The following is a 16070-nucleotide window of genomic DNA, read 5'->3' as shown; positions in this document are numbered from 1 at the left end:
TGTGAACGCGGTGAAGCATGCCGTTGATGGCTTGTTATTAGCGTAGTCAGAGATGCTGGCCGTGGCGGGCCATGATGTGCCGCACCACGCTGTAGTCCTGCAGCGAATCACTGGACAAGTCTTTGCCGTATCCGGAGCGTTTCAGTCCGCCGTGGGGCATTTCGCTGACCAGCATGAAATGGCTGTTGATCCAGGTGCAGCCGTACTGCAAGCGGGCGGCGACCTGCATTGCCTTGTCCAGATTCTGCGTCCACACCGACGAGGCGAGGCCGTATTCGGAGTCGTTGGCCCAGTCCACGGCTTGTGCGAGTTCGTCGAAGCGGGTCACGGTCACCACCGGGCCAAACACTTCGCGCTGAACGATTTCATCCGTTTGTTTGCAACCGGCCAGCAGCGTCGGCTGGTAAAAGAACCCGGCGCCGGAATGCACCGCCGCGCCGGTCACCCGCTCGATGTGCGGCTGGCCGAGGGCGCGTTCGACGAAACTGGCGACGCGGTCGCGCTGGCGGGTGCTGATCAACGGGCCGATCTCGTTGTCGGCATCGCGCTTGCCGGCGAAGCGCAGGCTGCTGACTGCCGCACCCAGTTCGGCAACCAGTTTGTCGTGAATCCCGGCCTGCGCGTAGATGCGGCACGCGGCGGTGCAGTCCTGACCGGCGTTGTAGTAACCATAGGTGCGCACGCCGTCGACCACGGCTTGAATATCCGCGTCGTTGCAGACGATCACTGGGGCTTTGCCGCCGAGTTCCAGGTGTGTGCGTTTTAGGGTTTTCGCTGCAGCCTGGAGAATCTTCTGCCCGGTGACGATATCGCCGGTCAGCGAGACCATGCGCACCCTGGCATGTCCGACCAGATGGCTGCCGACGCCTTCACCGCCACCGCAGATGATGTTGATCACCCCGCGCGGCAGGATCTCGGCCAGCGCTGGCGCCAGCGCGAGGATCGACAATGGTGTGTGTTCCGAGGGTTTGAACACCAGCGTATTGCCGGCGGCGAGGGCCGGGGCGATTTTCCACGCCGCCATCATGATCGGGTAGTTCCACGGCGCAATCGAGGCGACCACGCCGATCGGATCGCGGCGCACCATGCTGGTGTAGCCCGGCAGGTATTCGCCACTGAGCTGGCCGGTCTGGCAGCGCACGGCGCCAGCGAAGAAACGGAACACATCGACGGTGGCGCTCAGATCGTCCTGCCGCGCCAAGTGCAGCGGCTTGCCGCAGTTCAGCGCTTCGAGGCGGGCGAGGTAATCGGCGTGTTTTTCGACGGCGTTGGCGATGTCCAGCAGCAGGTTGGAGCGTTGCTGCGGCGTGGTGCGCGACCATTCGGCAAAGGCGCGGTGGGCGGCGAGAATCGCGGTTTCGACCTGCTCGGTGCTGGCCTCGGCGATGTGCGTGAGAGTTTCACCGGTAGCCGGGTTGAGGATCGGCTCGACAAAACCCTGCCCGGCAACGAGTTCGCCGTCGATCAGCAACGCGGTACACATCGGGGTCTGCACGCCAGCCATTTTCCGCGATCTCTTTTCTTGTGTGGTCATTGGGGCTCCCGTACCGGGGAACCGACCGTCTTATAGATGCAGCAAGACTAGTGTGCGGCTCCGAGGTCGACAAATTCTAAATACTGAAGGTGGCATTCGATTAAATAGATGGCTTGCGTCCGCCGTGCGGCTGCTCGCGGGCCACGGTCAGGAATGGATCGACCAGAGCGGGGCGCGCGGTCCCACGGCGCCAGGCCAGACCGACGTCGAGGGTCTGGTTGAGGTCGGCAATCGGCCGTGCTTCGATGATGTCGCCCTCCAGTGACCACGGGCGGTAAGTCATGTCCGGCTGGATCGACACGCCCAGGCCGGCTGCGACAAGGCTTCGCACGGCTTCGGTGGATGCCGTGCGCAGGGTGATCTTCGGTTGCAGCCCGGCGCCGCGCCACAGGCGCTGGGCATTGCGATCCATCTCGTCGACGTTCAGTTGAATCAGCGGTTCGCGGGCAACATCGGCGAGATTGATGCTGTCGTGCTCCAGCAGCGGATGCTGGGCCGGCAGCCACAGACGGTGCGGCGAGTGAGTCAGCACTTCGGTTTGCAAGGCGTGGCGGTCTTCGAGGTTGGACAGGATCAGCACGCCGACATCGATCTCGCCGCTGACCAGCAAATGTTCGATGTACGGCCGCTCGTCCTCCATCACCCGGATCTCGACATTGGGATAGGCGCGCTGAAAACGGGTGAGCAAATCGGCGAGGTAATAACCGGCCACCAGACTGGTCACGCCGACAATCAACTGCCCGGCCACTTGGTCGGTGCTTTGTTGCAGGCTGCGCTTGGCGTTATCCACCGTTGCCAGAATCAGATGCGCCTGGCGCAGGAATTGATGACCCTGATGAGTCAAGGTCATGCCCTTGGCGTGACGGTTGAACAGGCTGACGCCGATTTCCTCTTCCAGTTGCTGGATCGCCAGCGTCAGGGTCGACTGGGATATGAACGCGGTTTGCGCGGCGGCGGAGATCGAGCCGGTCTCGGCCACCGCGATGAAGTGACGGATCTGACGCAGGGTCATCATGAGAAGGGTACCCGGTGGGCGGTTTTTATCGATTGGCCTGAGTGTATATCGATTTTCACGAAGGGCCTGCGCCTGTTGAGCAACATCTGGAAGCACACTTGCGGGCAGGCCCAGGGCACTTTCGAACTAGGCTGAGGGCCTGATAGATCCGGATAACCCCTGTTTTGGAGGCGAACATGAACACCCGTGGATTGCTCGATCAACTGCTCAAGTCCGGCCAGGATCTGTTGCAGAACAAGGCCGGTGGCGCGCAGAACAAACCGGCGGCTGGCGGCCTGGGCGGTTTGCTTGGTGGGTCTTCTGGTGGCAGTGGCCTCGGCGGTCTGCTGTCAGGTGCTGGCGGCGGCGCATTGGCGGCGGGCGCGATGGGCTTGCTGCTGGGTAACAAGAAAGTGCGCAAGGTCGGCGGCAAAGTTGCGATTTACGGCGGGCTCGCAGCGCTTGGCGTGCTGGCCTACAAAGCCTACGGCAACTACAACGCCCAGAAAGGCACCGCACCGCAAACCGAACCGCAAACCCTCGACCGCTTGCCACCGGCGCAGGCCGAGCAACACAGCCAGGCCATTCTCAAAGCACTGGTCGCCGCCGCAAAGGCTGATGGCCATATCGATGATCGCGAGCGCCAATTGATCGAAGGCGAATTCACCAAACTCGACAACGATCAGGAACTGCAACACTGGCTGCACGCCGAACTCAACAAACCCCTCGACCCAAGCGACGTCGCCCGCGCCGCGAGTACGCCGGAGATGGCGGCGGAAATGTACATCGCCAGCGTGATGCTGGTGGATGAGGAGAGCTTTATGGAAAAGGCGTATCTGGAGGAACTGGCCAAGCAACTGAAGCTGGAGCCGGGGTTGAAGGTAGAACTGGAGAATCAGATGCGCCAGGTATCGCTATAGAACTGCCTGAACACGGTACTTATGTAGGAGCTGCGGCACGCTGCGATCTTTTGATGTTGGCTTTAAAAATCAAAAGATCGCAGCGTGCCGCAGCTCCTACAGGGTTTTGGACTGGACGCCGAAATTAGTAGGCGCGAGCCTGCTCACGATTGCGTTTTCAGCCGCGCATCCACAGCAATGGCCGATCCATCGCCCCTTTTTGCCGTTCCATCACTGGCACGTCAGCCCCCGATTGTCGGACAGTCCCACCCCAGAGCCTTCCCGCCAACCACGTCGGGTCGGCCCGAGGGTTAAAAAGCGTCTTATAAATGAGACACCGCCCTCGGCTATACTCCCCGCATTTCGACTTAGGCACGAGGAATCACTGTGAAGAACTGGACGTTGCGCCAACGCATTTTGGCGAGCTTTGCGGTGATTATCGCCATCATGTTGCTGATGGTCGTCGTTTCGTATTCCCGCCTGCTGAAAATCGAAGCCAGTGAAAGCAGCGTGCGTGATGACGCCGTTCCCGGCGTCTATTACAGCTCGATGATCCGCGGCGCGTGGGTCGACAGTTATCTGCAGACCCAGGAACTGCTCGGCCTCAAGGAAGGGCAGGGTATCAGCAGTGAAGATGCGGCGGACTACAAGGCGTTCGAGACGCGCCTGCAAGAGCAGATGGCCAACTACCGCAGCACTGTCACCACCGACGAAGACCGGGTCGAGTTCGCTGCGTTCGAGAAGGATCACGACACCTACATGCAGATCCAGGATCAGGTGCTCGACTTGCACAAGCGCAACCTGGAAGCCGACGCGGTCAAGCTGTTCACCGAGAAGCTGACCCCGGCCTGGTACACCGGTCGCATGAAACTCAACGACATCATCGGCGAGAACAAACGGGTCGCCGATCAGGCCATGGCCAACATCGACGAAGCCGTGGCGGCGGCCAAGGTCAGCATGTTCGTCTCGCTGCTGGTGGCCGTGCTCGCAGCCGGGGCCTGCGGTCTGTTGCTGATGCGCGCGATCATGGCGCCGATGAACCGCATCGTGAAGATCCTCGAAATCATGCGCACCGGCGATCTGAGCAGCCGTCTTAATCTGGATCGCAAGGACGAGTTCGGTGCAGTGGAAACCGGCTTCAACGACATGATGACCGAGCTGACTTCGCTGGTGTCCCAGGCCCAACGTTCCTCGGTGCAGGTGACCACTTCGGTGACCGAAATTGCCGCCACGTCGAAGCAGCAACAGGCCACCGCCACCGAAACCGCGGCCACCACCACCGAAATCGGCGCGACCTCACGTGAAATCGCCGCCACCTCGCGGGATCTGGTGCGCACCATGACCGAAGTGTCCACCGCCGCCGATCAGGCCTCGGTGCTCGCCGGTTCCGGCCAGCAAGGCCTGGCGCGCATGGAAGACACCATGCACTCGGTGATGGGCGCGGCTGACCTGGTCAACGCCAAACTGGCGATCCTCAACGAGAAGGCCGGCAACATCAATCAGGTGGTGGTAACCATCGTCAAGGTCGCCGACCAGACCAACCTGCTGTCGCTCAACGCCGCCATCGAGGCCGAGAAGGCCGGTGAGTACGGCCGTGGTTTTGCCGTGGTCGCCACCGAAGTACGGCGTCTGGCGGATCAGACCGCCGTCGCCACTTACGACATTGAGCAGATGGTCCGCGAGATCCAGTCGGCGGTGTCTGCTGGCGTGATGGGCATGGACAAGTTCTCCGAAGAAGTGCGCCGGGGCATGGCCGAAGTGCAGCAGGTCGGCGAGCAACTGTCGCAGATCATCCATCAGGTGCAGGCGCTGGCGCCGCGGGTGTTGATGGTCAACGAAGGCATGCAGGCCCAGGCCACCGGTGCCGAACAGATCAACCATGCGCTGGTGCAGTTGGGCGACGCCAGCAGCCAGACCGTCGAGTCGCTGCGTCAGGCCAGTTTCGCCATCGACGAACTGAGCCAGGTGGCCGTCGGGCTGCGCAGTGGCGTTTCGCGATTCAAAGTCTGATGAGCGAAATCACCGCCAAACGCAGCGCTGCGCCGGTGGCGAAGCAGGCGTTGTTCCTGCTGTTTCGCATCGGCAGCGAGCGTTACGCCTTGCGCGCCACCGAGGTGGCGGAAGTGTTGCCGCGCCTGCCGTTGAAGCCGATTGCCCAAGCGCCGAACTGGGTCGCCGGGGTGTTCGCCTATCGCGGTGCGGTGGTGCCGGCCATCGACCTCAGTGCGCTGACCTTCGGCCAACCGGCCGAGGCGCGTACCAGCACCCGGCTGGTGCTGGTGCATTACCGCCCGGATGAACGGCAGCCGTCACGCTGGCTCGGACTGATACTCGAACAGGCGACCGATACCCTGCGCTGCAATCCCGAGGATTTTCAGCCGTATGGTCTGGACAATCGTCAGGCGCCGTACCTCGGCCCGGTGCGCGAAGATGCCCAGGGCCTGGTGCAGTGGGTGCGGGTCAACGATTTGCTGGATGACGCCGTGCGCAGCCTGCTCTTTCCCGCGCCGCATGAGGCGCAGTCATGAGCAGCGATCAGCGTTTTTTCGATTTCCTCAAGGAACGCATCGGTCTGGATGTCACGTCGGTCGGACCGGCGATCATCGAGCGCGCGGTGCGCCAACGCACCACGCTCTCGCAAGCGGCGCACAGCGATGAATACTGGCAACTGTTGCAAGGTTCGCGGGACGAACAGCAGGCGTTGATCGAGGCGGTGATCGTCCCCGAAACCTGGTTTTTCCGTTACCCGGAATCCTTCGCCACCCTCGGCAAGCTGGCGCGCAAGCGTCTGGACGAATTGAACAACATGCGCGCGCTGCGCATCCTCAGCCTGCCGTGTTCGACCGGCGAGGAACCCTATTCGATTGCCATGGCCTTGCTCGATGCCGGGCTCAAGCCCCATCAGTTCAAGGTCGATGGCATGGATGTCAGCCCGCTGTCGGTGGACAAGGCGCGGCGCGGGCTGTACGGCAAGAACTCGTTTCGGGGTCAGGAGCTGGACTTTCGCGAGCGTCATTTCACCGCCGAACAGGACGGCCATCGAGTCAGCGACGCCGTGCGCGAACAGGTGCGCCTGCAGGCCGGCAATGTGCTGGATCCGGCGCTGCTGGCGGGTGAGCCGCCGTTCGATTTCGTGTTCTGCCGCAACCTGTTGATCTATTTCGATCAGCCGACCCAGAAGCAGGTGTTCGAAGTGCTCAAGCGTCTGACTCACGTGGATGGCGTGCTGTTCATCGGCCCGGCCGAGGGCAGTCTGCTCGGGCGTCTGGGCATGCGCTCGATTGGCATCCCGCAGTCGTTTGCCTTCAGTCGACAAAACGATCCGGTACCGCAACCGCTGTCGCTGCCGACTCCACCACCATTGCCCGTGCGCCAACCGCTGCGCACGCCGCCGCCACCCGTGCGCCCGCGTCCGTTTGCCAACGTTGCACCGTTGCCCGTCAGCAGCAAAAGCGTCAACCCGGACGCGGCGACCTTGCTCGCCAACATCGCTGCGCTGGCCAACGAAGGCAAAAGCGCCGAGGCCCGTGCGGCGTGCGAGCAGTACCTGCGCAGTCACGAACCGGTGGCGCAGGTGTTTTACTGGCTCGGCCTGCTCAGTGACGTGGCCGGCGCCACCCTCGAAGCCCAGAGCCATTACCGCAAGGCCTTGTACCTTGAGTCGCAACACCCCGAAGCCTTGATGCACCTGGCTGCGTTGCTGCAGGCCCAGGGCGACAGCGCCGGTGCCAGACGATTGCAGGAACGCGCCGCCCGCAGCGGCCGCACCGCCGACAGTGAGCGTAAACGATGATCCCGTCCGACACCTTGAACGTCACCCACGAAGACGCGCGGGCCATCGATGACTGCTGGAACCGCATCGGCATTCACGGCGACAAGTCCTGCCCGTTGCTGACCGAGCATATTCACTGCCGAAACTGCGCGGTGTATTCCGCTGCCGCCACGCGTCTGCTCGACCGCTATGCGTTGCAGCAGGATGAGCGCGACCCGGTCGCCGTGGCGGTCGAAAGCGATGTGAAAACCCGTTCGCTGCTTATGTTCCGCCTGGGCGAAGAGTGGCTGGGCCTGGCCACCCGCAGTCTGGTGGAAGTCGCTCCGCTGCAGGCAATTCACTCGTTGCCGCACCAGCGCTCGCGGGCCCTGCTCGGCGTGGCGAACGTGCGCGGCGCGCTGGTGGCCTGCCTGTCGCTGGTCGAGTTGCTCGACCTGGACGGCAACGCCGCACCAGCCACGGGCGCGCGGATCATGCCGCGTATGTTGATCATCGCCGCCCACGGTGGGCCGGTGGTGGTGCCAGTGGATGAGGTCGACGGCATCCACGCCATCGACGAACGCATTCTCGACGCTGCGTCGCGTGCCGGTGCTGAACACAGCAGTACGGCCAGCGCCAAATACACTCGGGGCGTCCTGCAATTCCGCGGACGCAGCTTGCGTTGGCTGGATGAAGAACAGTTGCTGTCCGCCGTGACCCGGAGCCTCACATGACCCCCGAGCAAATGCGCGACGCCTCGCTGCTGGAACTGTTCAGCCTCGAAGCCGAGGCCCAGACCCAGGTGCTGAGCAGTGGGCTGCTGGCGCTGGAGCGTAATCCGACCCAGGCCGACTATCTGGAATCGTGCATGCGTGCGGCGCACTCGCTCAAGGGCGCGGCGCGGATCGTCGGCATCGACAACGGTGTCAGCGTCGCCCACGTGATGGAAGATTGTCTGGTCAGCGCTCAGGAAAAGCGGCTGTTGCTGCGCCCCGAACACATCGATGCGTTGTTGCAGGGCACCGATCTGTTGATGCGCATCGCCACACCGGCCAATGCCCCGCAAGCGCCGGACATTGAGGCGTATGTGGCGTTGATGGGCCGCCTGCTCGACCCTTCGACACCGCCCGCCGTGGCGTCGCCGCCCATGGCCGAATTGCAGATGCAGGCACCGTCTGCGCCGATTGAAACGCCACCGCCAGCGCCCATGCCGGCGGTTGATACAGCGCTGGAAACCTCCGCCCCGGCGCCGCGCAAGAACAAACGCACCACCGAAGGTGGCGAGCGCGTGCTGCGGGTCACTGCCGAGCGTCTGAACAGCCTGCTCGACCTGTCGAGTAAGTCACTGGTCGAAACCCAGCGCCTCAAGCCGCATCTGGCGACCATGCAGCGCCTCAGGCGCATGCAGAACAATGGTCTGCGGGCGCTGGAAAGCCTCAATGTTCATCTCAAGGAACAGGCGCTGAGCCTCGAAGCCCAGGAAGCCCTTGAAGATGCGCGGCGCTTGCTGGCCGAGTCTCAGCAATTGCTCGCGGAAAAGAACGCCGAGCTCGACGAATTCGCCTGGCAGGCCAGCCAGCGCGCACAAGTGCTCTACGACACCGCGCTGGCCTGCCGCATGCGCCCGTTTGCCGACGTGCTCACCGGTCAGGTGCGCATGGTTCGGGATCTGGGGCGCAGCCTTGGCAAACAGGTGCGGCTGGAAATCGAAGGCGAGAAGACGCAGGTCGACCGCGACGTACTGGAAAAACTCGAAGCGCCGCTGACTCATCTGCTGCGCAACGCGGTCGACCACGGCATCGAAACTCCGGAACAACGCTTGCTCAAGGGCAAGACAGAAGAGGGCCTGATCCGCCTGCGTGCTTCGCATCAGGCCGGTTTGCTGGTGCTCGAACTGAGTGACGACGGCAATGGTGTCGACCTGGAAAAGGTCCGCCGCAGTATCGTCGAACGCCAATTGTCACCGGCAGAAACTGCCGCGCAGTTGAGCGAAGAAGAGTTGCTGACGTTCCTGTTCCTGCCGGGTTTCAGCCTGCGCGACACCGTCACCGAAGTGTCGGGGCGTGGCGTCGGCCTCGACGCGGTGCAGCACATGGTTCGGCAACTGCGCGGTGCAGTGGTGCTGGAGCAGACGGCGGGCGAGGGCAGCCGCTTTCATCTGGAAGTGCCACTGACCCTGTCGGTGGTGCGCAGTCTGGTGGTGGAGGTCGGCGAGGAAGCCTATGCGTTTCCGCTGGCGCACATCGAGCGCATGTGCGACCTGGAGCCACAGGACATCGTGCAGATCGAAGGTCGCCAGCATTTCTGGCACGAAGGCCGACATGTCGGGTTGGTCGCCGCCAGCCAGTTGCTGAATCGTCCGGCCAGTCAGAGCAGCGACGAAACCCTCAAGGTCGTGGTGATCCGCGAGCGCGATGCGGTCTATGGCGTGGCGGTCGAACGATTTGTCGGCGAGCGCACTCTGGTGGTGCTGCCGCTGGATGAACGACTGGGCAAGGTGCAGGACATCTCCGCCGGGGCGCTGCTTGACGATGGCTCGGTGGTGCTGATCGTCGATGTCGAAGACATGTTGCGCTCGGTGGACAAGCTGCTCAACACCGGGCGTCTGGAGCGTATTGCGCGGCACGGCAACCAGGCCGCCGAAGTGGCGCGCAAACGGATTCTGGTGGTCGACGATTCGCTCACGGTGCGCGAGCTGCAGCGCAAGCTGCTACTCAATCGCGGCTACGACGTGGCGGTCGCGGTGGATGGCATGGACGGCTGGAACGCGCTGCGTTCGGAGGACTTCGATTTGCTGATCACCGACATCGACATGCCGCGCATGGACGGCATCGAACTGGTTACGTTGCTGCGCCGTGATACCCGTCTGCAATCGCTACCGGTGATGGTGGTCTCGTACAAGGACCGTGAAGAGGACCGCCGTCGTGGACTGGATGCGGGCGCCGACTATTATTTAGCCAAGGCCAGTTTTCATGACGACGCCCTGCTCGATGCAGTGGTTGAGCTCATTGGAGGAGCGCGGGCATGAAAATCGCAATCGTCAACGACATGCCACTGGCGGTGGAGGCTTTGCGCCGTGCGCTGGCCTTCGAGCCGGCGCATCAAGTGGTCTGGGTGGCCGGCAACGGCGCCGAGGCCGTGCGTCTGTGTGCCGAAAACACCCCGGATCTGATCCTGATGGACCTGATCATGCCGGTCATGGACGGTGTCGAGGCCACGCGACGGATCATGGCTGAAACCCCGTGCGCGATCGTCATCGTCACAGTCGACCGCCAGCAGAACGTGCATCGGGTGTTCGAGGCCATGGGCCACGGTGCGCTGGATGTGGTCGATACCCCGGCCCTGGGGGCCGGTAACGCGCAGGAAGCGGCGGCGCCGTTGCTGCGCAAGATCCTCAATATCGGCTGGCTGATCGGCGAGAAAACCCCGCGTTCGCGTCCGGTGCCGACACCGCACCGCAGTTCGGCGTCGTGCAAGCGGTTGGTGGCGATCGGCTCCTCTGCCGGCGGGCCGGCCGCGCTGGAAGTATTGCTCAAGGGCCTGCCACGCAATTTTTCGGCGGCCATTGTGCTGGTGCAGCACGTCGATCAGGTGTTCGCGGCGGGCATGGCCGAATGGCTGGCCAGCGCCAGTGGCCTGGACGTGCGCCTGGCCCGCGAAGGCGAGCCACCACAGGCCGGCGCGGTGCTGCTGGCTGGCACCAATCACCATATTCGCTTATTGAAAAACGGCACGCTGGCCTACACCGCCGAGCCGGTCAACGAGATCTACCGACCCTCGATCGACGTCTTCTTTGAAAGTGTCGCCAACTATTGGAACGGCGATGCCATCGGGGTTTTATTGACCGGAATGGGACGCGACGGGGCGCAAGGGCTTAAGCTCATGCGCCAGCAGGGATACCTGACCATCGCGCAGGATCAGCAAAGCAGTGCGGTGTACGGCATGCCCAAGGCCGCAGCGGCGATCGATGCAGCCGTCGAAATCCGTCCACTGGAAAAGATAGCGCCACGATTGCTGGAGGTTTTCCCCAAATGAACAGCGTTTTCCGCAATCCTGGCCCCCGCAGTACTCAGGTGACCGCCCATGAATGATTTACAGATCGACGACATTAAAACCGACGAAAACGCCGCCATGGTGTTGTTGGTGGACGATCAGGCGATGATCGGCGAAGCCGTGCGCCGTGGGCTGTCGAACGAAGAGAACATCGACTTCCACTTCTGTTCCGACCCGCACCAGGCCATCGCCCAGGCGGTCCGGATCAAGCCGACGGTGATTTTGCAGGACCTGGTGATGCCCGGCCTCGACGGCCTGAGCCTGGTGCGCGAATACCGCAATCACCCGGCGACCAAGGACATCCCGATCATTGTGCTGTCGACCAAGGAAGATCCGCTGATCAAGAGCGCGGCGTTCTCCGCCGGGGCCAACGATTATCTGGTGAAACTGCCGGACACCATCGAGTTGGTGGCGCGCATCCGCTATCACTCGCGCTCCTACATGACCCTGCTGCAGCGGGATGCGGCGTACCGTGCGTTGCGCGTCAGCCAGCAGCAATTGCTCGACACCAACCTGGTGCTGCAACGGCTGATGAACTCCGACGGCCTGACCGGGCTGTCCAACCGCCGGCACTTCGACGAGTACCTGGAGCTGGAGTGGCGCCGCTCGTTGCGCGATCAGAGCCAGTTGTCGTTGCTGATGATCGACGTCGATTACTTCAAGTCCTACAACGACAGCTTTGGCCATGTCGAAGGCGATGAGGCGCTGCGCAAGGTCGCCACGGCGATCCGCGATGCCAGCGCCCGACCGTCGGATCTGCCGGCACGCTACGGCGGTGAAGAGTTCGCGCTGGTACTGCCGAACACCTCGCCGGGCGGTGCCCGGCTGGTGGCAGAGAAACTGCGCCAGACCGTGGCGGCGCTGAAGATTCCGCACAACACCCCGAGCGAAGGGTCGAGCCTGACCATCAGCATCGGCCTGGCGACCATGGTGCCGCAGGCGGGCAGCGATTGCCGCCTGCTGATTTCGGCGGCGGATCGTGGGTTGTATCAGGCGAAAAACAATGGCCGTAACCAGGTAGGTATCGAGTAACCCATCAATTGCTGTAGGAGCTGCCGCAGGCTGCGATCTTTTGATCTTTAAAAGCAAAATCAAAAGATCGCAGCCTGCGGCAGCTCCTACAGGGGCAATGTGTCAAGTGATTCACCCCGACAGCCGCCAGACGGGCTGCCGTGACCGCGTGATTACGTTATACTCGCCGGCTTTCAAAAGTTCGCCAACGAGTGCTGCCCGTCATGGAAATCAACCCGATCCTGAACACCATCAAGGACCTGTCCGAGCGCTCCGAAACTATTCGGGGGTATCTTTGACTACGATCAAAAGCATGAGCGTCTGATCGAAGTCAATCGCGAGCTTGAAGATCCTGCAGTCTGGAACAAACCTGAATACGCCCAGGAACTGGGCCGCGAGCGAGCATCGCTGGCGCAGATCGTCGACACCCTGGATGAGCTTTCCAGCGGTCTGGCCGATTCCCGCGAGCTGCTCGACATGGCCGTTGAAGAAAACGACGAAGGCGCGGTAAACGACGTCGTTGAACTGCTTCAAGGGCTTGAAGAGTCACTGGCCAAGCTTGAATTCCGCCGCATGTTCAGCCACGAAATGGACCCGAACAACGCCTACCTGGACATCCAGGCCGGTTCCGGCGGCACCGAGGCCCAGGACTGGGCCAATATCCTGCTGCGCATGTACCTGCGCTGGGCGGACAAACGCGGGTTCGACGCGACCATCATGGAACTGTCGGCCGGTGAAGTCGCCGGTATCAAAGGTGCGACCGTGCACATCAAGGGCGAATACGCCTTTGGCTGGCTGCGCACCGAGATCGGCGTGCACCGTCTGGTGCGCAAGAGCCCGTTCGACTCCGGCAATCGTCGCCACACTTCGTTCTCTGCGGTTTTCGTCTCGCCAGAGATCGACGACAAGGTCGAAATCGAAATCAACCCGGCAGACTTGCGGATTGACACCTATCGTTCCTCCGGTGCCGGTGGTCAGCACGTAAACACCACCGACTCGGCCGTACGTATCACCCACGTACCGACCAACACCGTGGTCAGCTGCCAGAACGAACGTTCCCAGCACGCCAACAAGGACACCGCGATGAAAATGTTGCGGGCCAAGTTGTACGAGCAGGAAATGCAGAAGCGCAACGCCGCTTCCCAGGCGCTGGAAGACACCAAGTCGGACATCGGCTGGGGTCATCAGATCCGTTCGTACGTGCTCGACGCGTCGCGGATCAAGGACTTGCGCACCAACATCGAACGCAGCGACTGCGACAAGGTACTCGACGGCGATATCGACGAATACCTGGAAGCCAGCCTGAAATCGGGGCTGTAACAGACGCACACAGGGTCGCTGATGCAACGCGATCCCTGTAGGAGCCAGCCCTGCTGGCGATTCCCGGGCCGCCAGGCCCGGGGGCAACGAACCTGATGGAATATCTGAAGACATGAGCGACCAACAACTCGACCCGCAAGCCCTGCAACAGGAAGAAAACTCCCTGATCGCCCTGCGCAAGGAAAAGCTGGCTGCCGAGCGCGCCAAGGGCAACGCCTTCCCGAACGACTTCCGCCGTGAAAACTACTGCGAAGATCTGCAGAAGAAATACGCGGACAAGACCAAGGAAGAGCTGGCCGAGGCTGCAATCCCGGTCAAGGTTGCCGGTCGCATCATGCTCAACCGTGGCTCGTTCATGGTGATCCAGGACATGACCGGTCGCATCCAGGTCTACGTCAACCGCAAGACCCTGTCCGAAGACACCCTGGCCGCCGTCAAGACCTGGGACATGGGCGACATCATTGCCGCTGAAGGTACCCTGGCGCGTTCCGGCAAGGGCGACCTGTACGTCGAAATGACCAACGTGCGCCTGCTGACCAAGTCGCTGCGCCCGCTGCCGGACAAGCACCACGGCCTGACCGACACCGAACAGCGCTACCGTCAGCGTTACGTTGACCTGATCGTCAACGAAGAAGTGCGCCAGACCTTCCGCGTGCGTTCGCAAGTGATCGCGCACATCCGCAGCTTCCTGATGAAGCGCGACTTCCTCGAAGTCGAAACGCCGATGCTGCAGACCATTCCTGGCGGCGCTGCGGCCAAGCCGTTCGAAACCCACCACAACGCGCTGGACATGGAAATGTTCCTGCGTATCGCGCCTGAACTGTATCTGAAGCGTCTGGTGGTTGGCGGTTTCGAGAAAGTGTTCGAGATCAACCGCAACTTCCGTAACGAAGGCGTTTCGACCCGTCACAACCCTGAATTCACCATGTTGGAGTTCTACCAGGCTTACGCCGACTACGAAGACAACATGGACCTGACCGAAGAGCTGTTCCGTGAACTGGCGCAACTGGTGCTGGGCAGCACCGACGTGCCGTACGGCGACAAGGTGTTCCACTTCGGCGAGCCGTTTGCCCGTCTCTCGGTGTTCGACTCGATCCTCAAGTACAACCCTGAGCTGACTGCCGATGACCTGAACGACATCGACAAGGCGCGCGCCATTGCCAAGAAGGCCGGCGCCAAGGTGCTGGGCTTCGAAGGTCTGGGCAAGCTGCAGGTGATGATTTTCGAAGAACTGGTCGAGCACAAGCTGGAGCAGCCGCACTTCATCACTCAGTACCCGTTCGAAGTGTCGCCGCTGGCCCGTCGTAACGACGAGAACCCGAACGTCACCGACCGTTTCGAGCTGTTCATCGGCGGCCGTGAAATCGCCAACGCCTACTCCGAGTTGAACGACGCGGAAGACCAGGCCGAGCGTTTCATGGCGCAGGTGGCTGACAAGGACGCTGGCGACGACGAAGCCATGCACTACGACGCCGACTTCGTGCGTGCGCTGGAGTACGGCATGCCGCCAACGGCCGGTGAAGGTATCGGCATCGACCGTCTGGTGATGTTGCTGACCAACTCGCCATCGATCCGCGATGTGATCCTGTTCCCGCACATGCGACCGCAAGCGTAAACGTTTCAGTTAAAAAGCCGCCTAAAACAGGCGGCTTTTTATTGCCTGTCTGGTACAAATGTATCAATTGGTTAATTTTGCAATAGCAGAGGAAGTCCAGTCGTGATGGTTGCAATCGCTCAAGAAGGTGCAGCGGGTATCGCCACTGCGGTCGCTGAAAGTGTTCAGTACCAGGGCCGCAAGGCCAGCCGACAGGGCAGTGAGCAGCGTCGACAGGACATTCTCGACGCGGCGATGCGCATTGTCGTGCGCGACGGCGTGCGTGCCGTGCGCCACCGGGCCGTGGCGGCCGAGGCCGGTGTGCCACTGTCGGCCACCACCTATTACTTCAAGGACATCGATGACCTGCTCACCGATACCTTCGCCCAATACGTCGAACGCAGCGCGGCCTACATGGCCAAGCTGTGGATCAACAACGAAGGCTTGCTGCGCGAGATGGTCGTCAGTGGCGACGGCAGCCCCGAGTCGCGCTCGCAACTGGCCGACGACATCGCGCGGCTGATGGCGGACTATGTGCACCGGCAACTGGTCAACCGTCGCGAGCACCTGATGGCCGAGCAGGCGTTCCGCCAGGAAGCGCTGCTCAACCCGCGCCTGGCGGATCTGGTGCGCTCGCATCAGCAGATTCTGCTGCAGGGCACCTGCCAGTTGTTCCAAGTCCTGGGCTCGCGTGAACCGCAACAGGATGCCAAAGTGTTGACGGCGATTATCGGACGGATGGAATATCAGGGCCTGCTCAACGACGCCGAGCCTTTGGCCGAACAGGACATGCTCGGGATTCTGACGCGGTACATGCATCTGGTCCTGGCGTCGGTGTAACGCAATGTTGTCCGTCTGACACCGATCCCAATGTAGGAGCTGCCGCAGGCTGCGATCTTTTGATTTTCAAGATC

13 protein-coding genes are annotated in these 16070 nt (G+C 62.1%); 11 read left to right on the top strand and 2 right to left on the bottom strand.

The window, feature by feature from the left end; all coding sequences use genetic code 11:
• Nucleotides 1-46: 46 nt before the first annotated feature.
• Nucleotides 47-1504, bottom strand: a complete 1458-nt coding sequence (locus tag AB1J88_RS15320) for a gamma-aminobutyraldehyde dehydrogenase (RefSeq protein WP_430291390.1) — start codon at nt 1502-1504, stop codon at nt 47-49.
• Between the two features lie 130 nt (nt 1505-1634).
• On the bottom strand, nt 1635-2549 hold the full coding sequence (locus tag AB1J88_RS15315) for a LysR family transcriptional regulator (RefSeq protein WP_007954670.1): 915 nt from the start codon (nt 2547-2549) through the stop codon (nt 1635-1637).
• 176 nt (nt 2550-2725) lie between these two features.
• Here AB1J88_RS15315 and AB1J88_RS15310 point away from each other — a divergent pair, with 176 nt between their 5' ends.
• From AB1J88_RS15310 to AB1J88_RS15260, 11 genes are all read left to right on the top strand, one after another.
• Complete coding sequence (locus tag AB1J88_RS15310) at nt 2726-3448, top strand: tellurite resistance TerB family protein (protein ID WP_430291389.1); 723 nt, start codon at nt 2726-2728, stop codon at nt 3446-3448.
• Nucleotides 3449-3814: 366 nt separating this feature from the next.
• Nucleotides 3815-5437: a methyl-accepting chemotaxis protein gene (locus AB1J88_RS15305; RefSeq protein ID WP_222016339.1), complete on the top strand. Its 1623-nt coding sequence runs from the start codon at nt 3815-3817 to the stop codon at nt 5435-5437.
• Nucleotides 5437-5955: a chemotaxis protein CheW gene (locus tag AB1J88_RS15300; protein WP_041063245.1), complete on the top strand. Its 519-nt coding sequence runs from the start codon at nt 5437-5439 to the stop codon at nt 5953-5955. Before AB1J88_RS15305 ends, AB1J88_RS15300 begins: the two co-directional genes overlap by 1 nt.
• Complete coding sequence (locus AB1J88_RS15295) at nt 5952-7220, top strand: CheR family methyltransferase (RefSeq protein WP_430291388.1); 1269 nt, start codon at nt 5952-5954, stop codon at nt 7218-7220. Before AB1J88_RS15300 ends, AB1J88_RS15295 begins: the two co-directional genes overlap by 4 nt.
• A complete protein-coding gene (locus AB1J88_RS15290; RefSeq protein ID WP_174377138.1) occupies nt 7217-7912 on the top strand; it encodes a chemotaxis protein CheW in 696 nt (231 codons plus the stop codon). The genes AB1J88_RS15295 and AB1J88_RS15290 overlap by 4 nt, the downstream gene beginning before the upstream one ends.
• Nucleotides 7909-10206, top strand: coding sequence for a hybrid sensor histidine kinase/response regulator (locus AB1J88_RS15285; protein WP_430291387.1), 2298 nt, complete (start codon nt 7909-7911; stop codon nt 10204-10206). Before AB1J88_RS15290 ends, AB1J88_RS15285 begins: the two co-directional genes overlap by 4 nt.
• The gene (locus AB1J88_RS15280; protein ID WP_041063258.1) at nt 10203-11213 is read left to right on the top strand and encodes a chemotaxis response regulator protein-glutamate methylesterase; all 1011 of its coding nucleotides are present in this window, start codon (nt 10203-10205) and stop codon (nt 11211-11213) included. The genes AB1J88_RS15285 and AB1J88_RS15280 overlap by 4 nt, the downstream gene beginning before the upstream one ends.
• A gap of 48 nt (nt 11214-11261) precedes the next feature.
• Nucleotides 11262-12263 carry a response regulator gene (locus tag AB1J88_RS15275; protein ID WP_041063261.1) on the top strand — a complete coding sequence of 334 codons (1002 nt, stop codon included), beginning with the start codon at nt 11262-11264 and terminating at the stop codon, nt 12261-12263.
• A gap of 203 nt (nt 12264-12466) precedes the next feature.
• Nucleotides 12467-13562, top strand: a protein-coding gene (gene prfB, locus AB1J88_RS15270; RefSeq protein WP_096795805.1) for a peptide chain release factor 2 whose coding sequence is annotated in 2 segments (ribosomal slippage) — nt 12467-12538 and nt 12540-13562 — 1095 coding nt in all. Because the reading frame shifts where the segments join, the coding sequence is not laid out codon by codon here.
• 112 nt (nt 13563-13674) lie between these two features.
• A complete protein-coding gene (lysS, locus tag AB1J88_RS15265; protein WP_041063265.1) occupies nt 13675-15177 on the top strand; it encodes a lysine--tRNA ligase in 1503 nt (500 codons plus the stop codon).
• Nucleotides 15178-15282: 105 nt separating this feature from the next.
• Nucleotides 15283-15996: a TetR/AcrR family transcriptional regulator gene (locus tag AB1J88_RS15260; protein ID WP_007964212.1), complete on the top strand. Its 714-nt coding sequence runs from the start codon at nt 15283-15285 to the stop codon at nt 15994-15996.
• The last annotated feature ends 74 nt before the right edge of the window (nt 15997-16070 follow it).

Origin of the sequence: Pseudomonas sp. S8, from assembly GCF_050473925.1 — a bacterium.
Lineage (GTDB): Bacteria > Pseudomonadota > Gammaproteobacteria > Pseudomonadales > Pseudomonadaceae > Aquipseudomonas > Aquipseudomonas parakoreensis.
The sequence above is the reverse complement of the archived record's forward strand: the minus strand, read 5'-3'. Positions and strand labels throughout refer to the sequence as shown.